Source organism: Nonomuraea sp. NPDC049684, from assembly GCF_044465345.1.
Taxonomy (GTDB): Bacteria; Actinomycetota; Actinomycetes; order Streptosporangiales; family Streptosporangiaceae; genus Nonomuraea.
This window is the reverse complement of record NZ_JBITLO010000002.1, coordinates 756,902-774,928: the sequence shown is the minus strand read 5'-3', so window position 1 is coordinate 774,928 and position 18,027 is coordinate 756,902. Positions and strand designations below refer to the sequence as shown.

General features: G+C 71.9%; 13 protein-coding genes and 1 pseudogene. 8 read left to right on the top strand and 6 right to left on the bottom strand.

The genetic code is table 11. The features are described 5' to 3' along the window. Nucleotides 1-48: 48 nt before the first annotated feature. From ACIBST_RS09300 to ACIBST_RS09280, 5 genes and pseudogenes are all read left to right on the top strand, one after another. Nucleotides 49-648 carry a dihydrofolate reductase family protein gene (locus tag ACIBST_RS09300; protein ID WP_397170425.1) on the top strand — a complete coding sequence of 200 codons (600 nt, stop codon included), beginning with the start codon at nucleotides 49-51 and terminating at the stop codon, nucleotides 646-648. 563 nt (nucleotides 649-1,211) lie between these two features. Further along, nucleotides 1,212-2,006 (top strand): annotated as a pseudogene (locus ACIBST_RS09295) (Scr1 family TA system antitoxin-like transcriptional regulator). Next, nucleotides 1,994-2,200 (top strand): DUF397 domain-containing protein, encoded by a 207-nt coding sequence (locus tag ACIBST_RS09290; RefSeq protein WP_397170424.1) that lies wholly within the window; start codon nucleotides 1,994-1,996, stop codon nucleotides 2,198-2,200. Before ACIBST_RS09295 ends, ACIBST_RS09290 begins: the two are co-directional and overlap by 13 nt. 219 nt (nucleotides 2,201-2,419) lie before the next feature. Next, entirely contained in the window at nucleotides 2,420-3,190 is a 771-nt protein-coding gene (locus tag ACIBST_RS09285) for an RNA polymerase sigma factor (RefSeq protein WP_397170422.1), read from the top strand. Continuing rightward, nucleotides 3,180-4,193 carry a CU044_5270 family protein gene (locus ACIBST_RS09280; protein ID WP_397170421.1) on the top strand — a complete coding sequence of 338 codons (1,014 nt, stop codon included), beginning with the start codon at nucleotides 3,180-3,182 and terminating at the stop codon, nucleotides 4,191-4,193. The genes ACIBST_RS09285 and ACIBST_RS09280 overlap by 11 nt, the downstream gene beginning before the upstream one ends. 96 nt (nucleotides 4,194-4,289) lie before the next feature. Here the strand turns inward: ACIBST_RS09280 and ACIBST_RS09275 are convergent, their stop codons facing one another. The 3 genes from ACIBST_RS09275 to ACIBST_RS09265 form a co-directional block, all read right to left on the bottom strand. Then, nucleotides 4,290-5,687 carry a hypothetical protein gene (locus tag ACIBST_RS09275; RefSeq protein ID WP_397170419.1) on the bottom strand — a complete coding sequence of 466 codons (1,398 nt, stop codon included), beginning with the start codon at nucleotides 5,685-5,687 and terminating at the stop codon, nucleotides 4,290-4,292. A 105-nt stretch (nucleotides 5,688-5,792) separates the two neighbouring features. Beyond that, on the bottom strand, nucleotides 5,793-7,544 hold the full coding sequence (locus tag ACIBST_RS09270; RefSeq protein ID WP_397170417.1) for an acetyl/propionyl/methylcrotonyl-CoA carboxylase subunit alpha: 1,752 nt from the start codon (nucleotides 7,542-7,544) through the stop codon (nucleotides 5,793-5,795). A 36-nt stretch (nucleotides 7,545-7,580) separates the two neighbouring features. Continuing rightward, on the bottom strand, nucleotides 7,581-8,300 hold the full coding sequence (locus ACIBST_RS09265; protein ID WP_397170416.1) for an SDR family NAD(P)-dependent oxidoreductase: 720 nt from the start codon (nucleotides 8,298-8,300) through the stop codon (nucleotides 7,581-7,583). A 123-nt stretch (nucleotides 8,301-8,423) separates the two neighbouring features. On the opposite strand from ACIBST_RS09265, the gene ACIBST_RS09260 reads away from it, so the two are divergent. From ACIBST_RS09260 to ACIBST_RS09250, 3 genes are all read left to right on the top strand, one after another. Continuing rightward, nucleotides 8,424-8,696, top strand: a complete 273-nt coding sequence (locus ACIBST_RS09260; protein WP_397170414.1) for a WXG100 family type VII secretion target — start codon at nucleotides 8,424-8,426, stop codon at nucleotides 8,694-8,696. Between the two features lie 90 nt (nucleotides 8,697-8,786). Beyond that, a complete protein-coding gene (locus ACIBST_RS09255) occupies nucleotides 8,787-9,935 on the top strand; it encodes a S8 family serine peptidase (protein ID WP_397170413.1) in 1,149 nt (382 codons plus the stop codon). A 90-nt stretch (nucleotides 9,936-10,025) separates the two neighbouring features. Next, nucleotides 10,026-12,449, top strand: coding sequence for a protein kinase (locus ACIBST_RS09250; RefSeq protein ID WP_397170411.1), 2,424 nt, complete (start codon nucleotides 10,026-10,028; stop codon nucleotides 12,447-12,449). 194 nt (nucleotides 12,450-12,643) lie between these two features. On the opposite strand, the gene ACIBST_RS09245 is transcribed toward ACIBST_RS09250, so the two are convergent. The 3 genes from ACIBST_RS09245 to eccCa are packed head-to-tail and all read right to left on the bottom strand — an operon-like array spanning nucleotide 12,644 to nucleotide 17,984. Further along, a complete protein-coding gene (locus ACIBST_RS09245; RefSeq protein ID WP_397170409.1) occupies nucleotides 12,644-13,714 on the bottom strand; it encodes a transglycosylase SLT domain-containing protein in 1,071 nt (356 codons plus the stop codon). Further along, nucleotides 13,711-13,995: a hypothetical protein gene (locus ACIBST_RS09240; RefSeq protein WP_397170407.1), complete on the bottom strand. Its 285-nt coding sequence runs from the start codon at nucleotides 13,993-13,995 to the stop codon at nucleotides 13,711-13,713. Before ACIBST_RS09240 ends, ACIBST_RS09245 begins: the two co-directional genes overlap by 4 nt. After that, on the bottom strand, nucleotides 13,995-17,984 hold the full coding sequence (gene eccCa, locus ACIBST_RS09235; RefSeq protein ID WP_397170406.1) for a type VII secretion protein EccCa: 3,990 nt from the start codon (nucleotides 17,982-17,984) through the stop codon (nucleotides 13,995-13,997). Before eccCa ends, ACIBST_RS09240 begins: the two co-directional genes overlap by 1 nt. Nucleotides 17,985-18,027: the final 43 nt, after the last annotated feature.

Sequence of the window (18,027 nt, the reverse complement as noted above, 5' to 3'; positions counted from 1 at the left end):
TGGTGAAGGCGCCGGACGGGCGCCACGGACAACAGGAGACGAACCAGGATGAGCAAGGTCACGTGCGACATGGGGATGTCCGTCGACGGCTACGTGGCGGGGCCGAACCAGAGCCTGGAGCAGCCGTTCGGCGACGGCGTGGGCGACCGGCTGCACGAGTGGATGTTCGAGGAGCCCGAGAAGCACGCCGAGGTCATCGAGGCCATCACGGCGGCCGGGGCGTTCATCATGGGCCGCAACATGTTCGACCCCGGCCGCGGCGCCTTCGACCCGAACTGGACCGGCTGGTGGGGGGAGGAGCCGCCGTACCACGCGCCGGTGTTCGTCCTCACCCACCACCCGCGCGAGCCGCTGCCCATGAAGGGCGGCACGACGTTCTTCTTCGTCACGGACGGCATCGAGGCCGCCTTCGCCATGGCGCAGGAGGCCGCGGGGGACCGTGACATCGCCATCGCCGGCGGCGCCGCCACCGTCAACCAGTACCTGGCCGCCGGCCTCATCGACGAGCTCCGGCTGCACGTCGCGCCGGTGATCCTCGGCCGCGGCGAACGCCTCCTGGCCGACGCCGGCGACATCACCCTCACCCCCGCCGCCCCGCCCACGGGCACCGCCCTGGTCACCCATCTGACGTACCGGGTGGTCCGCTAGGCGCGATCCTTTCCAGGTCGGCCCATACGACACGGTGGCCGTGCGGGCCGCTCCTGACTCGCGCAAGGACCCTGCGTCCAGAGGGCCAGAGCGCGGTTCTCGCTCTGCCGTCCCCTGGGGCGACCACTTCGAGCCGTACGAACCCGGCTCCGACCACGACTCCGAGCAGCACCGTGACCCGGTCACGTCCGGGGCCGGGCAGCACATGCCTGACCGCGTTGGGCGCCAGTTCCGAGACGACCGTGAGCGCGTCGTCCCGAACCAGCGGATCGACGTCGTCCAGCCAAACGCCGAACCGTCCGCGCTCATCGTGGCCCAGCGTCATGCATTCACCCTGAATGCACCGGAGGCCCGGAACCGTTGGTGGCGCGATGAAAACGTTGTCGCCCGGACCCAGCACGAGCACGCGATCGTGCGGCGCCCACACCCCGCGAAACCTGCCCGACAAGCAGCGACGCCTGTCATTCATCGGATTGCCGGAAGGGGGTCGCAGTAGCCTGCCGAAAGGCAATTACCTTTGCTCTTGACCTGCGGAGACGCCATGCCCCTCGACGTCGGCGACCATCTGTCACCCAGAGCGCGTTTCGCCCGCGACCTCGCGGACCGCCGTAAAAGCGGCTGGAATGACGCAATCCGCACTTGCGCTACGCATTCTCTGCCACGAATCACTCGTCAGTCATGTCGAGAAAGGCCGACGGGATCCCACGCTGGAATTCGCTCGCGAGGTGGACAAGGCGTTCGGCGCCGACGGCCATTTCACCGGCCTCCACGAACGCATCTCCCACTCGCCCGCGCTGGGCTGGTTCGCACGCTGGGTCGAGGAGATCGAACCGCAGGCCGTCATCATGTACTCGCGGGATCCGCTCGTGATCCCCGGCATGCTCCAGACGGTGGACTACGCTCGCGCTGTCTTCGCGGGTACAGGGCCACCGGAGCAGGTGGAAGAGCAGGTCCAGGCGCGAATACAGCGCATCGGCATCTTCCAGGCAGCCAACCCGCCATCCCTTCTCGCAGTCATCGAGGAAGGAGTGCTCCATCGGCCCTTCGGCGGGGCCGGTGTCCTGGTCGGGTAACTGCGTCATCTGCTGGAGCTCACCGAGCGTGCTCAGATCACTGTTCAGATGCTCTCGCACACGGCTGGCTGCACAGCCGGCATGGTGAGCGCGTTCGCGCTGGCGCGCTTGCGCGACGGCTCCGAGGTGGTCTCGGCGGACTCGCTGCTGTCCGGACAGGTGTCAGGCGACCATGACGCAGTCGCGCGTTTGAAACGGAGGTATGACAACATCAGAGCGCACGCACAGCCGAAGAACGTCACTCGACAGGCGATAGAGGGTGCGATAGCCAAATGGGCCAGCTGAACCTTGATGATGCGCAATGGCGCAAGTCCAGCGCCAGCGCCGACACAGGACAGTGTGTCGAGGTCGCGACCAACCTCCCCGGGATCATCGCCGTCCGTGACAGCAAGAAACCGCATGGCCCGGCGCTGATCTTCACTCCCGCGGAGTGGAAGGCGTTCCTGCACGGCGCCAGCCAGGGCGAGTTCAACCTCTGAGAGCAGGCGTCTGCCGCTTCGCAGCCGGGTTCGTCCGAGGGGTGCGGGGACAGGTAGGGCCCCGCGGGGGTGTGGGGGCCTGCCCCGCATGGACGCAGTCTGAGCCCATGTCGCGCGAAGCGCCGCCCATTGGCGAAGCCCTTGGAGGGCTCACGCGAGAACCGGATCCGTCCTGTCGGGTGAAAGGGGGTGTTCAGCCCGAAGAACGGAGCCGAGAGTTTGACGCAGGACACCGAGGTGGACGACGCGGAGGTGATCAGACGTGCCCGCAACGACCCCGCCGCCTTCTCGGCGTTGTACGACCGGCACGCCCCCGCGCTCCACAGATACGTCACCCGCCGCCTGGGCGATTCGCTGGCCGACGACATCGTGGCCGAGACGTTCCTGGACGCCTTCCGCCGTCTCGCCCGCTACGACACCGCCCACCGCGACGCCCGTCCCTGGCTGTACGGCATCGCCGCCAACCTGATCGGCAAGCACCGCCGTACCGAGATCAGGGCCTACCGGGCCCTGGCCAGGACGGGCCTCGACGCGGTGGCCGAGAGCTACGCCGACAGGGTGGCGGCCCGCGTGTCGGCCGGGGCGGCGCACCGCGAGCTGGCGGGGGCGCTCGCGACGCTGTCGCAGCAGGACCGCGAGGTGCTGCTGATGATCGCCTGGGCGGACCTCAGCTACGAGGAGGTCGCCCGCGCGCTCGGCGTCCCGATCGGGACCGTGCGTTCGCGCCTGCACCGCGCCAGGAGGAAGACCCGCGCGGCCCTGGGCGGCATCGACCCGTCTGCCCTCCGCGACGCCGCCCCACCGGCCGTCCGCGACGCCGCGCCCTCAGCCGTCCGCGACGCCGCCCCACCGGCCGAGGACGCCGCCCCACCGGCCGTCCGCGACGCCGCGCCCTCAGCCGTCCGCGACGCCGCCCCACCGGCCGTCCGCGACGCCGCGCCCTCAGCCAGCCACGACACCGACGAGGAGGACCCCGGCCGTGGACGATGACCTCACGCTCCTGCGCGAGCTGCGTGCGGACGCCCCCGAACCCGACGCCGACCGCCTGCGCGCCGTGCGCGCCCGAGCCCTCGCCCCGGCGTCAACCCCGGCTCCGGTCCCGGCCCGGAAGAGGCGCCGGTTCTGGGCGGTGCCGTCGTTGCTGGCCGCCGCGACGGTCGCCGCCGCCGTGCTCGTGGCGGTGAACGGTTCCCGCACCCCGGCCCCGCCCCCGCCGAACGCCGTGACCACCATGCCGGTACGCGCCGAGACGGTGCTGCGCCAAGCCGCCCTGGTGGCCGAGGGACGCCGCAAGCACCAGGAGCCGCGCCCCGACCAGTGGTTGTACCGGAAGGAACTGGTCAAGCAGCCCGGCGAGGAGCAGGGCACGGTCCAGGAGTACTGGACCCGGTACGACGGCACCCGCCAGGCGGTCCGCCAGAACGGTGGCGCCCTGGGCTTCCAGGACATCACCCCCGAACCGGACGACGACGACCTGACCCCCCGCCAGTACGCGGCCAAGCTCGCCGACCTCCCCACCGACCCCGCCGCGCTGCTGGATCACGTCAGGGGCGACCGGCACTGGTCGACCCTGCCGAAGGGCGCGGAGCCCGAACATCCGGACGCGCGGGCGTTCCGCGTGCTGTCGGTCTACCTCGACGCGGGCGTCCCCATGCCGCCGAAGGTCGAGGCCGCCATCTTCCGCGCGCTGGCCGAGCTGCCCGGGGTGCGGGTGGACTTCGGCGTGCGGGACGCGGCGGGCCGGGCGGGGATCGGCATCGCCTACGAGCCCGCCGGCTCCGTCCCCGGGGGATCGACGCGGGACGCGCAGGGCCGGATCGTCTCGCGGTCGTACCTGGTGCTGGACTCCGCGACCTACCGCTTCCTCGGCAGGCGCGTGGACACCCTTGAGGACGAGGTCCTCCACGGCGAGGTGCTGGCCCGCAAGGGCACGTTCTACGCCAGCGCCGACCTGGCGGCAGGCGTGGTGGACGAACCAGGCCGGATCCCCTGACCGGACTCGGCGCGGCCCGCGAGCCGGCGGGCCGGAACGCGAAAAGGGCGCGCCCCCCGGAAAGGGAGGGCGCGCCCGTCAGGGTCGGCGCAGGGTTTACCAGTCGCCGCCGCCGAAGTCGCCACCGCCGAAGTCGCCTCCGCCACCGAAGTCGCCCCAGCCGCCGCCTCCGCCGCCGAAGTCGCCTCCCCCGCCGAAGTCACCGCCGCCGAGGTCGCCTCCGCCGCCGTCCTGGTAGCCCTCGGCGTAGCCGGCGCCGTAGCCGCCGCCGCCCCAGCCGCCGTGGAACATGCTGCCCATCATCGTGCCGATGAACATGCCGGTCATGATGTCGCCGAAGCCGCCGTAGTAGCCGTAGGCGTACGGCTGGTAGGCCGGGCCCGCGTCGTAGTAGGGGCGGCGGTGACCGTCGACCATGACCTCGCGCATCTGCGGGTCGAAGCCGCGCTCGACGGCCTCGGCGTCCATCTTGCAGGCCGGGACGTCGCGCACCGCGCCGCCGGGCGGGGCCCAGCGCACGTCACGGGCCGACGGGCCGTGCTGCGGGTTGAAGAAGCAGGGGGCGCGCCGCTCGGGGATCGGCTGGTTGTTGACCTTGGCCTTCACCACGGCCAGCGCGTAACGGCCGTCCTCAAGGGTCTGGGTGACCTCGCGGACCTGGTCGGGCCGCTGGACCGCGTTGAGCTGGACCTTGGCCTTCTCGTAGGAGTCGAGCGCCTGCTGCCACTCGGTGATGTGCCCGCCGCCCTGGCCGGCCAGGGTGACGTCGGTGTCGAGCTCGGTGATCTCCTCACCCAGCTTGGTGACGTCCTCCTCCACGGTCTGCTTGACCGCGGCGAGGTCCTTGGCCTCCTGGATGGCGCGCTTCTTCTTCTTGTTCTTGGAGTAGAGGAAGTAGCCGCCGCCGCCGACCACCAGCAGGCCGAGCAGGGCCACCAGCGCGAACTGGCCGCCGGCGCCGGGGTTGGCCTGGCTGCTGGGGCTGAGGGCGCCGCTGCGGTCGTTCTTGCCCGCCGCGTCGACCCGGTTGGCGAAGTCCTTCACGCCCGCGACGATGTCGCCCGAGTTGGCGTTCACCGAGAGCTTGACCAGCTGGCCGGCGAGGTTGTTCCGCAGGGCGTTGGACCCGGCGAACATCGTCTCGCCGTCGAACACCACCACCGTCACCTTGGGACGACCGGCCTCGACCAGCGCCTTGCCCAGGGACGAGAGGTACGGCCCCACGGTCGAGTTGTCAAAGGTGCCGTCGGGCAGCGCGACAGCGTAGATCTTGCTGTCGGCGTCCTTCAGCGCGTCGTTGATGTCACTCTGCTGGCTGGAGCTCAAGGGGGAGCCCGACACCACGTAGAGCGGGGCCTTCTTCCAGTTTTGCACCACGGTTTGTGCGTCAGGTGGCGCCGCCGCGTTGGCGGCAGGGGACAGCGCAAGAACGACGAACAGCCCGGCGATCAGAGCCGCGATCGCGGCCCCTGCTCGGCGCAGCGAATGGGTCATTGGCAGCAAGCCTCCTTCGCCCATGAGGACGAACGGGCGGTCGGCAAAGTTCCTCACTGGGCACGTTACCTGCCCGCGACGGCGCACCGGCACAGGGGAGCGGGCTCAGGCGTCCTTGATCTCGCAGATCGTGGCGCCCGACGTGACGGTCTGGCCGACGGCGGCCGACAGGCCCGTGACGGTGCCCGACTTGTGGGCCGTCAGCGGCTGCTCCATCTTCATGGCCTCCAGCACGACCACCGTGTCGCCCTCGCTCACCACGTCGCCGTCGGTCGCGACGACCTTGACGATCGTGCCCTGCATCGGGCTGACCAGCGCGTCGCCGCCGGCCGTCGCGTGCTTCCGCGCGCCGCCGGAGCGCCGCGGCGCCTTGGCCGCGGCGGGCGCGGGCCCGGCCATGCCGAGCCCGGCCGGGAGCACCACCTCAAGGCGCTTGCCGCCGACCTCGACCGTCACCGTCTCCCGCGCCGCCGGGGCGGCCGGAGTCGCGGCCACCTCGCCCGCGTACGGCTCGACCGGGTTGTCCCACTCGGTCTCGATCCACCGCGTGTGCACGGCGAACGGCTCGGACGTGAACGCCGGGTCGGTCACGACCGCCCGGTGGAAGGGCAGCACGGTCGGCATGCCGTCGATCTCGAACTCGGCCAGCGCCCGCCGGGCCCGGTCGAGGGCCTCGTGACGGGTGCGCCCGGTGACGATCAGCTTGGCCACCAGCGAGTCGAACGTCTGCGGCACCGTCATCCCGGCCTCGTAACCCGCGTCGAGGCGGACGCCGGGCCCGGCCGGGGTGCGCATGGCGGTCAGCGTGCCGGGGGCGGGCAGGAAGTTGCGGCCGGCGTCCTCGGCGTTGATCCGGAACTCGATCGAGTGGCCGCGCAGGGCCGGGTCGTCGTAGCCCAGGAGCTCGCCGTCGGCGATCCGGAACATCTCGCGCACCAGGTCGACGCCCGCGACCTCCTCGCTCACCGGGTGCTCGACCTGCAGGCGGGTGTTGACCTCCAGGAAGGAGATCGTGCCGTCCTGGCCGACGAGGAACTCGCAGGTGCCGGCGCCGACGTAGCCGGCCTCCTTCAGGATGGCCTTGGAGCTGGTGTAGAGGATGTCGATCTGCTCCGGCGACAGGAACGGCGCGGGCGCCTCCTCCACCAGCTTCTGGTGGCGGCGCTGGAGGGAGCAGTCGCGGGTGCTGACCACGACCACGTTGCCCGCGCGGTCGGCCAGGCACTGGGTCTCGACGTGCCGGGGACGGTCGAGGTAGCGCTCCACGAAGCACTCGCCCCTGCCGAAGGCGGCCACGGCCTCGCGCACGGCGGACTCGTACAGCTCGGCGACCTCCTCCAGCCTGCGCGCGACCTTGATGCCGCGGCCGCCGCCGCCGTACGCGGCCTTGATCGCGATCGGCAGCCCGTGCTGCTCGGCGAACGCCACGACCTCCTCGGCGCCGGAGACCGGGTCCTTGGTGCCGGCCACCAGCGGCGCGCCGACCTTCTGCGCGATGTGCCTGGCCTGCACCTTGTCGCCCAGCGCCGCGATGGCGGCCGGGGGCGGCCCGATCCAGGTGAGACCGGCGTCGATGACGGCCTGCGCGAACGAGGCGTTCTCGGCCAGGAAGCCGTAGCCGGGATGGACGGCGTCGGCGCCGGAGCGCGCGGCGACGTCGAGCAGCTTGGCGATGTCGAGGTAGGTCTCGGCGGGGGACTGCCCGCCCAGCGCGTACGCCTCGTCGGCCACCCTGACGTGCAGGGCGTCGATGTCTTGGTCGGCGTAGACGGCCACGCTGCCGATCCCCGCGTCCGTGCACGCGCGGGCCACCCGTACGGCGATCTCGCCGCGATTGGCGATCAGAACCTTCCGCACCGACCTTCGTCCCTTCCTCGTGGTCCTCGTGAGTGCTCAGCGGCCGAGGTACGCGCCGCCGTTCAGATGCAGCACCTGCCCCGTCATGTGCCCGGCTCCCGCGGACGCCAGAAAGAGAACGGTATCGGCCACGTCGGAGGGGGTGCCAGGGCGGCCGTTACGCGTGTTCCGCACGCGGGCCCTGACGCTCTCCTCCGTGAGCCTGCCGCGGAAGAACTCGGTCTCCATCACCAGGCCGGGCGCCACGACGTTGGCGGTGATGCCCCGGGGGCCCAGCTCGGCGGCCAGGTCGGCGGTCCAGGACTCGACGGCGGCCTTGGCGGCGCCGTACGAGCCGGACCCGGTGCCGCGCGCGGCGATCGAGCCGATGGAGACGATCCGGCCGCCCTCGCCCATACGGGGCGCGAGCGCGGTCGTGACCAGAACGGCGGACAGCAGGTTGGCGTTGAGGTTGGCCCACCACGCCTCGGCGACGTCCGCCAGGTCGCCGGACTGCTCGCGTTCCAGGTTCGTGTTGCCCCCGGCGTTGTTGACCAGGACGTCCACGTGGGAGGGCAGGCTGCCGAGCGCGCCCTGGACGGCGGCCGGGCTCGCGGCGTCGAACGGCACGTACGCCGCCCCCAGCCGCGCGGCGGCCTCCTTCAGCACGTGCTCGCGCCGGCCGGTGATCGTGACGCGGTCGCCGAGGGCGGCGAACGCCTCCGCGACGGCGTAACCGATCCCGGTGCCGCCACCCGTCACCACGACCTCGCGCATGAGCGGATCACTCCTTAGATCCGAATAATCCTCTGGACGACCATAGCCGCTCGGCATAACGGGGGCGACGGGTGGTGGGCCGCTTTATGGTGAGGGCGCTTTCACCAGTCCCAGGAGGTATGCATGAGCCAGAGTATGCTCGGCGGCAACCCCGCGGAAATGCAGCAGATGGCCAGCCAGTTCACCCAGCAGTCCGAGGCGCTCAACAACATCATGACCGCGCTCGATCGTGAGGCGGCCAAGGTCGGCACCGCCTGGACGGGCCCCGGGGCCAATAAGTTCAAAGACGCCTGGCAGAGCTACCGCGCGGCCTTCGTGCGGATGAACCAGGAACTGGGCGAGGCGTCGCGGGTCATCAACACGTACAGGACGAACATCGAGTCCGCCACGCAGTGAGCACGGACAGGGGCCCTGGCCCGCCGCCGGGGCTTCTTCCGTCCTGAGGGGAGCTTTCCTCCCGGATCGGGCAGGCTACGCTCTTTCTCCATGATTGGTCGCGCCTTGGCGGCGAGCGTGCTCGCCCTGCAGTTCGCGGCGGCGCCGGCGCAGGCCGCGCCCGTGAGGTGCACGCCCAAGAAGGCCACCATGGCGATCGCCGAGACCTGGGCGCAGCGGCGGGTCAACGCGGAGAAGGTGTGGCCGCTGACCACGGGCCGGGGCGTCACGGTCGCCGTCATCGACAGCGGCGTGGACGAGACCCACCCGCAGATCCGGCTGAGCGGCAAGGCCGATCTCACCAACACCGGCTTCCGCGACTGCGTCGGCCACGGCACGGCGGTCGCCGGGATCATCGCCGCCCTGCCGCGCAAGGACATCCCCTTCCACGGCGTCGCCCCCGGCGTCGACCTGCTGTCGATCAAGCAGGTCGCCGGTGACAGGGGTGACGTGGGCCTGCTGGCCAAGGCCATCAAGACGGCCGTGGACGAGCACGCCGACGTCATCAACCTCTCCATCGACGCCCCCGACACCCCCGACCTGAAGGCGGCCGTCGACTACGCGCTGGAGCGGGACGTGGTGATCGTCGCCGCCGCCGGCAACCTCACCAAGGACGACGGCACGTCGACCCCGTCCTACCCCGCCGCCTACGACGGGGTGCTGTCTGTGGGCTCGGCGACCCCGGACGGCGGGCGCTCGACGTTCTCCAACCCCAACGCGGTCGCCGTGCTCGGCCCGGGGGAGGGCGTCAGCTCGACCTGGCCGCTCAAGGGGTACCAGTCCGCGCTGAAGGGCACCAGTTACGCCGCCCCGTACGTGACGGGCGTGGTGGCGCTCGTCCGCGCGCGGCATCCCGGGCTGACGCAGCTCCAGGTGCGCAGGCGCATCACGCTGACCGCCGACGGCGCGTCCGGGACGGGCACCGGTGCCGGGATGGTGAACCCGCTGCTCGCGGTGACCGCGGTGCTGCCGTCGGAGCAGGTGGCCGTGGCGCCGCCGGTGCCGCCGCCGCTGCCCGCGACCGTCGTGCGCAAGGCCGTGCCGCCGGACGAGCGGTCGATGGAGGTCGCGACGGTGGTCGCGGCGGGCGGGTTCTCGCTGGTCGGGCTGGTGCTGGCGGCCTGGGTGTTCGTGCCCATGGGACGCAGGCGGCGCTGGCGTCCCGGCTCGCCGCCGGATATCGGGAGAATTGACGGTTAACTGTAAGAGTGGGCGCCCGAAACTGCTGATGCTTATGGGGCTTATTTGGTTAAATGTCTCTGATCATGACGGACTCCTGAAAGGACGGTCATGGTGGAGAAGGACTCCCCCCAGGCAGCAGTACCGGAGCGGATCGGCGATCACGAGATCGTGAGCCTGTTGGGACAGGGCCCGCGTGGCGCCGTTCATCTGGGCAAGGAGTCCGAGGACGCCGATCCGGTCGCCATCAAGACGCTGACCGTGGACCCCGCGGCCGACCCGGACTTCGTGACCCGGCTCAAGGACGTCAGCCGGGTGTCCAGCTCGTACGTGGCCCGCACGCTCGACGCAGGCGTCCAGGACGGCCTGCTCTACGTCGTACGTGAGCACGTCGAGGGACGCTCGCTGGCCGAGACCGTCGCCGCCGACGGCCCCCTGACCGGCGACGCGCTCGAACGCGTGGCGGTCGGCATGCTCACCGCGCTGACCGCGGTGCACCTGGCCGGATTCGCGCACCGCGGGCTCACCCCGAACAACGTGATCCTCACCGGCGAGGGTCTGCGCGTCACCGACATCGAGATCGGCGACCCGGCCGGCGAGATCGGCTACCGCGCCCCCGAGCAGCTCAACGGCCTGCAGTACGGGCCCTACGCCGACGTCTTCGCCTGGGCGGCGACCGTGGTGTTCGCCGCCACCGGCTCCGCGCCGTTCGGCCAGGACGCGCACGCCGTGCTCACGGACGAGCCCGAGGTGGGCGGGCTGCCCGAGCCGCTGCGCCAGACCGTCCTCGCGGCGCTGTCCAAGGACGTGTCCGGCCGGCCCACGACGTACACGGCGCTGCTGCGCCTGCTGGGGGACGACAAGGCTCCCATGCCGGAGGCGCCGATCGAGGGTGTGCCCGTGCAGGGGCCGCTGTCGCAGATGCCGCCGTCCCAGATGCCGCCGTCCGACCCGGCGGACCTCGTCACCCTGATCGACGGCCAGCCGCCCGTGCCGGGCCAGCCCCCGATGCCGGGCCAGCCCCCGGTGCTGCCCCTGGCCATCGAAGGCGCGCCGATCCCGAACGGCCCGATCCCGAACGGCCCGATGGCGAACGGTCCTGTCCTGAACGGCCCGATCTTCAACGGTCCGGTCCCGAACGGTCCGGTCCCGAACGGGCCGGTCCCGAACGGTCCGATCCCGAACGACCCGATGCAGCCCGGCCCGTTCGTGCCCGGCGTGCCGCCGCAGGGCCCGATGGGGCATGAGCCCATGCAGCCCGGCCCCATGCAGCCCGGCCCCATGCAGCCCGGCCCGATGCAGCACCTTCCCGTGAACGACGAGCCGGTGCAGGGCGTCCCGGTGCAGTACCCGCCGGTGCCCGTGCAGGCCGCCTGGGGGCCGCCGTCCGGACCGCAGAGCCCGTCCGTGGAGCCGGCCCAGCCCGCGATGGCCGGTGCGGGCAGCACCGGACCGGCGCGCAAGCCGTTCCCCCTCGGCCTGGTCGCCGGTGTGGTCGCGGTCATGCTGCTGTCGGCGATCGGCCTGTGGGGCGCGAGCCGCTACTCCTCCAACGTCACCTTCGAGCCCGCCGCCGCGGCGGGCTCGGCCTCGCCCTCCTCGGGCGAGGCGGCGGCGGCCCAGAAGGCGGTCACCGCCGTGCCCACGCAGCCCCAGCCCGAGGTCACCGCCCCCTGGGCGACCACGCCGTCCCCCGACGACGACGGCGTGGGCCCGCTGGTGCTGCCGGACGACGACACCTCCGCCGACACCCCGCAGGTGCCGGTGCTGACCACGGTGCCGACCCCGACGGCGGCCCAGCAGCTGACGGTCCCGACGATCCAGCCGACCGCGCAGGAGCGGAAGACCACCAAGGAGCCCGAGCCGACGGCCACGGTCACCAAGACGGTCACGCCGACCCCGTCCGCGACGCAGACGCAGCAGCCGACCGAGACGCCCACCCAGAAGCCGACCGGCAAGCCCACGGACAAGCCGACCGGGAAGCCCACGGACAGGCCGACCGAGGAGCCGACGCCGTCGCCCAGCCCGACGGCCACCGGCACGCCCACCGCCACGCCCACTGCGACGCCCACCCCGACGGTCACGCAGCAGCCGACCCAGACCCCGACGCCGACGCAGAAGCCCACGCAGGCGCCGGAGCCGCCCACGCAGAAGCCCACCCAGGAGCCGGAGCCCACGAAGACGTCCACGCCTCCGGCCACGTCGAAGCCGAACCCCTACACGCCGGTCCAGGTCTGCGGATCCGGTTTCGTGGTGCAGCGGTCGGCCCCGTTCGCCGGCGGCACGACGTACCAGCTCTACAACAGCAGCACCGGTCAGAACTGCGTGGTCACCCTGAAGTCCGGCCCCGACGTCGGCAAGGCGACCCCGGTCAGCGCGACCCTGGAGGTGCAGGGCGGCACGAGCAGCACCGACCGCGGCAACTACGAGTACTACGCCGGCCCGGTGAAGCTCGCCGCCAAGGGCAAGTGCGTGCGTTACGCCGGTAGCGCGGGCTCGGGCAGCACCAGCGCCGACTGGGCGAACTGCGGCTAGGCCCCGTACGGAGTGGAGATCGGCAGGATCACCCGCGCCATGCCCGACGGCCCTACCAGGGCCGTCGGGCATGGCGTGTGAAGACCTCGCCGGCGAAGAACGGTCCTCGACCGGGCCTCGCTCACCGCTGGGCGGACGGGGGCCGATCCCGGACCCTGCGGCGCGACGGCCCGAGATCCGAACGGCTCCAGGGTTCAGTATCCGCGGTAGCCGGAGCCGGTCTTCATGCCGACGACCCCCGGCACCGCGGACACACTGCCGTAGCGCTCGATCGAGTAGCGCACGCCCGCGATGATGTTGTCCACCGGGTTGTAGATGTCCCGGTGGCCGTCCAGGGCGTGGGCGTTGAAGGTCGGGTCGATCGTCTGCATGAGGCCCTTGGAGGGGTGGCCGGCGGCGGCGTTGGAGTCCCACAGGTTGATCGCGTGCGGGTTCCCGCCGGACTCGTGCTGGATGATCATCCAGATGTCGTCGACGTTCATCTTCTCGACCGGGTAGCCCTGCTCCTTGAGGATGCCGACGGCCTCCTCGATCCACTGCTTCACCCTGCCCGTGGGCGCCGGGCCGCCGCCCGCGGGAGGGGGCGGGCCGCTCGGGCCGTAGCCGCCGATGACGGGGCTGCCGCCGGTGCCCGAATAGGGCGAGGTGTAGCTCTGGGTACGCCGCCAGTCGAACCGGTGCCCGGCGTCCGGCACGAACTCCTGGTCGCCCGCCGCCTTGATCTTGGCGAAGGTCGTCGCGCGCTCGCCCAGCGCCGTGCCGATGGCGTTCTTGGCGTCGGTGACGGCGTCCTTGGCGTCCTTGACCGGTTTCCTGGCGTTCTCGGTCTCCTCGCGCACCAGGCGGCCGATCTCGGCGTCCAGGTCCTCCTGCTTGGCGTCGGGGTTGGCCGTCCGGTAGTTCTGGACACGGGTGAGCAGGCGGTCGCAGATGCCGTCCACCTGGCGCTGGGAGCTCTCCAGCACGCCGGCGGCGGCGTCGAGCGCGTCGGCGCAGGAGTTGAGCGCGTCGTGCAGGCCCTGCCCGGCCCTGCCGTAGTCCCCCATGTAGCGGACGAACGCGTCCGCCGAGTCGCCCTCCCAGGCCAGGTCCACGGTGGTGACGGCGCTGCCGAGCTCGCCGGAGTCGGCGAGCACCTTGCCCGCGGCCGTACGCCAGCGCTTGGCGATGCCGCGGATCGCGCCCGGGTCGCCGCTCACCTGCGCGGCCAGCGCGGCCAGCGTGGGACCGCCGGGCAGGGCGTTGATCGCCTCCGGTGCGCTCATGCCGGGGAGTTCGCCTTCCGCACGTTGCTCTCCACCAGGTCCAGGGCCCGTTCGACGCTCTGGACGAGGCTCTTGGCCTTGCCGAACTCGCGGTCGGCGACGCTCTCCACCTGGTCCACGGCGGTGGCGAGGGCCGCGGAGTCGGCCAGCTTGCCGAAGATCGAGGAGTCGGCGGCGCCGGCGGGGTAGCTCTCCGCCAGGTCGCCGAACTTGCCCGCGACGGTCTTGGCCGCGATGCGGCAGTCGTCCAGGGCCTCGAAGTGGATGTCCAGTCCTGCCATCACTCCTCCTCCGCCGGTGGCCAGAACGCCGTCTGCGCCAGCCGCGAGCCGAACCTTCTGTCCACCACGAAGCCGCGTCCCGGAGGCTGCGGCTGGGCGCGTACGTTGCCGAACAGGAAGCCCTCGTCCCTGCTGCCGGACAGGATCACCGCGGGGCTGGCCATGTCCTTGATGCGCTGGATCACCGGGTCGAACATGGCCCGGCCCAGGCCGCCCATGGCCCGCGACATGATCAGGTGCAGTCCGATGTCACGGGCCTGCGGCAGCAGCTCGACCAGCGGCAGCAGCGGGTTGTTGGACGTGGCCACCAGGTCGTAGTCGTCGACCACGATGTACAGGTCTGAGCCCTTCCACCAGTCGCGGGCGCGCAACTGCTCGGGCGTGAGGTTGGCCGGCGGCAGGCGCTTGAGCAGGGCGTTGCGGGCGTCGTTGACCAGTTCGAGCGCGGCGGCGCTGGAGGCGGCGTAGCCGATGCGGTTCTCGCTGACCGCCGTGTCCAGCAGCGACCGGCGGTAGTCGATCACGATCATCATGGCCTCGCGCGGCGTGTGCCGGGCGACGACGTTCTCGGCGATCACCTTGAGCATGTTGGACTTGCCGCTCTCGGTGTCGCCGACGACGACGAAGTGCGGGTCGGCGTCGAAGTCGATCAGGACGGGCGCGAGGGCGGCCTCGTCCACGCCGATCGCGATCCGCGACTTGCCGGTCTCCTCCACGCCCGGCAGCGACGCGGCGGGCAGCACCGACGGCAGCAGCCTGACCTGCTTGGCGGGCGGGCCCTGCCAGGAGTCCCCGATGGCCTGGACCAGGCCCTGGAGGCCGGCGGCCAGGTCGTCGGAGTCCTGCACGCCGTCGATCCTGGGCAGCGCGCCGAGGAAGTGCAGGCCGTCCTTGGTCAGGCCGCGTCCTGGCACGCCTTCCGGCACGGCCAGCGACTTCTTCCTGTTGATCTCCGACTCGTACGCGTCGCCGAGCTTGAGCTCCACCCGCGTGCCGAACAGGTCCCGGATGCCGGGCCGGAACTCCGACCACTTGCCGGTGGCCGCCACCACGTGGATGCCGTAGCCGAGGCCGCGCGCCGCCAGGTCGGTGATGACCGGCTCCAGGGCCTCGAAGTCCTGGCGGATCGTCAGCCAGCCGTCCACGACGAGGAAGATGTCGCCCCAGCCGTCGCCCTGGAGCGAGCCGTCGGCGACCCGCCTGCGGTAGGTGCTCATGGAGTCGACGCCGTTCTCGGTGAACTCCCGCTCCCGGTCGCGCAGGATGGAGGCGATCTCGGCCACCGTGCGGCGCACCCGGTCGGCGTCCAGCCTGGAGGCCACGCCGCCGACGTGCGGCAGCCCCTCCAGGGAGGCCAGCGCGCCGCCGCCGAAGTCCAGGCAGTAGAACTGCACCTCGCGGGGGGTGTGCGTGAGCGCCATGCTGGTGATCAGCGTGCGCAGCACCGTGCTCTTGCCGCTCTGCGGGCCGCCGGCCACGCCCACGTGCCCGGCCGCGCCGGACAGGTCCAGCCAGTACGGGTCCCGCCGCTGCTCGAACGGCCGGTCGATGATCCCCACCACGGCCTGCAACCGCCCGCGGCCGGTCCATCCGGCCGTGGACAGCCCCAGCTCGGGCGTGACCGACAGCGGGGGCAGCAGGTGCGCCAGCGTGGGCGGCTCGGCCAGCGGCGGCAGCCAGATGCGGTGCGCGGGCGGCCCCTGGCCCACCAGGCGGCCGACGACGATGTCCAGGAGGCTCTGCTGCGCCTTGTTGCTCTCCTCCTGCGCCGCGGGGTCCTCGGGCTGCTCCTCCACCATCGGGACGGGCACGAAGTCCGGGCCGTACTCGACGATCTCCCGGACCGTCACCGAGCCGTCGGTGGTGGCGACGTGCCGCGGGTCGACCTGGTGGGGGCCGGACACGTACGCGGCCTTGAAGCGGGTCATGCCGGTGGTGTCGAACTTCAGGTACCCGTTGCCCGGCGCGGACGGCAGCTCGTAGGCGTCGGCCACCCCCAGCACGACCCGGCTCTCCATGGCCGAGAACGTCCGCAGACCGATCCGGTACGAGAGGTGCGTGTCGAGCCCGCGCAGCCGTCCCTCCTCCAGCCGCTGCGAGGCCAGCAGCAGGTGCACGCCGAGCGAGCGCCCGAGCCGGCCGATCATCACGAACAGGTCGATGAACTCGGGCTTGGCCGTCAGCAGCTCGCTGAACTCGTCCAGGATGACGAACAGCGTGGGCAGCGGGCGCAGGTTGGCGCCCTGCTCGCGGGCCTTCTCGTAGTCGCGCAGGGAGGCGTAGTTGCCGGCCGCGCGCAGCAGCTCCTGGCGGCGGACCATCTCGCCGTGCAGGGCGTCGTGCATGCGGTCCACGAGCGGCAGCTCGTCCTCCAGGTTCGTGATGACCGCGGAGACGTGCGAGAGGCCGTCCAGGCCGAGGAAGGTCGCGCCGCCCTTGAAGTCCACGAGCACGAAGTTGAGGATCTCCGAGGAGTGCGTGACCGCCAGGCCGAGCACCAGCGTGCGCAGCAGCTCGCTCTTGCCCGAGCCGGTCGCGCCGATCACCAGGCCGTGCGGGCCCATGCCGCCCTGGGCGGACTCCTTGATGTCCAGCTCGACCAGCCGGCCGTCGGCGCCGAGGCCGATCGGCACCCGCAGCCGGTTCCGGCCCGCGCGGGGCCGCCAGGTCACCGACGGCTCCAGCCGGGTCGGGTCGCCGACGCCGAGCAGCTCGGTCAGCGTCGTGTTCACCGCCAGCACGTCCTGGGCGTCGCCGCCCTTGGCCGTGGAGGCGCGCAGCGGCGCGAGCTGGCGGGCCAGCCCCTCGGCGCGCAGGTAGTCCAGCGCGTCGGGGTCGCCGAGCCGGTTGGTGTTCTCGCGGCCGGCGTGGTCCAGCTTGACCATGTGGAAGCCGGCCGCGTCGATGCGCAGCCGCAGCGTGCTGCGCTCCTCGACGGTCCCGGCCGAGTTCGACAGGTCGATCACGGTGACGCCGTCGATGGCGTCCGCGCCGAGCTGGGAGTCCTGCGGCACGTGCCCGCCGTCCAGGATGAGCACGTGGTACGGCAGCGCGTCCGGCGAGGCGCCCGGCTTGAAGCGGGCCCGCTCCTTCAGCTCCGCGCCCACCAGGCGGTCGAGCTGGGCCAGGTTCTCGGCCATGAGCCTGACCTGGCCGGCGCCGTCGGTCTCCTCGGGGTGCAGCGCGTGCGGCAGCCACTTGACCCATTCCCAGTGGCTCATCCACTCCTTGCTCGCGCACACCATGATCCGCATGTCGTCGGGGGAGTGGAAGACGGCCATCTGCGCGATCATGGCCCGGACCAGGTCGCGGACCAGGGCGGGGTCGCCGTCCAGCTTGATGCGGGCGAAGGAGTGCAGTGCGACGGCGACCGGGAGGCGTTCGACGGTCGAGTGGGTGCGGATGAAGCGGCGCAGCGCGCCGGCCGACAGGGCGTCCAGGTCCTCGACCGGCTTGGAGTCCGGGGGGATGAGCTGGACGGCCAGCTTCTGGATGCCGGTGCCGAGGCGTACGGTGCTGAAGTCCTCGTCGCGGGGGCGGCGCTCCCACAGGCGCGGGCCCATCGCGGTCCACCACAGGGTGTCGGGGGCCGGGCCGCTCCACTCCAGGGCCTCGCGCTGCTGGATGGCGGCCTTGCGCACCTTCTTGCGGATCTGCGCCAGGTAGCGGAAGTAGTCGCGGCGGGCGCCGTTGAGCCGGGCCTTGCGCTCGCCGGCCTGGCGGCCCATCTGGCCGACCGTCATGCCGACCATCGAGAACGCGAACAGGCCGCTGGCGACGTACATGATGGGGTTGGCGTTGGTGCCCCCGGCGGTGAACATCAGGCCCATCGCCGCCGCGCCCGCCACCATCGGCAGGTACGTCAGCACCGCCATCATGCCTTGCGACTGGACCTCGGGGATCTCCGGTGGGGACTCCAGCAGGATCTCACCGCGCGGCGGCTTCGGGCTGGGGCGGCGCTCCGGGCGCCGTACTACGACGATGCTCACCCTTGTGACAGGCCCTTCTGGTGCTCGGAAGAACCTTCTTACC

Bases quoted from the DNA above. Each gene is read 5' to 3' on its own strand.
- ACIBST_RS09300 (WP_397170425.1), top strand. From the start codon at position 49: ATGAGCAAGGTCACGTGCGACATGGGGATGTCCGTCGACGGCTACGTG.
- ACIBST_RS09290 (WP_397170424.1), top strand. From the start codon at position 1,994: ATGGGCCAGCTGAACCTTGATGATGCGCAATGGCGCAAGTCCAGCGCC.
- ACIBST_RS09275 (WP_397170419.1), bottom strand. From the start codon at position 5,687: ATGACCCATTCGCTGCGCCGAGCAGGGGCCGCGATCGCGGCTCTGATC.
- ACIBST_RS09265 (WP_397170416.1), bottom strand. From the start codon at position 8,300: ATGCGCGAGGTCGTGGTGACGGGTGGCGGCACCGGGATCGGTTACGCC.
- ACIBST_RS09260 (WP_397170414.1), top strand. From the start codon at position 8,424: ATGAGCCAGAGTATGCTCGGCGGCAACCCCGCGGAAATGCAGCAGATG.
- ACIBST_RS09255 (WP_397170413.1), top strand. From the start codon at position 8,787: ATGATTGGTCGCGCCTTGGCGGCGAGCGTGCTCGCCCTGCAGTTCGCG.
- ACIBST_RS09250 (WP_397170411.1), top strand. From the start codon at position 10,026: ATGGTGGAGAAGGACTCCCCCCAGGCAGCAGTACCGGAGCGGATCGGC.
- ACIBST_RS09245 (WP_397170409.1), bottom strand. From the start codon at position 13,714: ATGAGCGCACCGGAGGCGATCAACGCCCTGCCCGGCGGTCCCACGCTG.
- ACIBST_RS09240 (WP_397170407.1), bottom strand. From the start codon at position 13,995: ATGGCAGGACTGGACATCCACTTCGAGGCCCTGGACGACTGCCGCATC.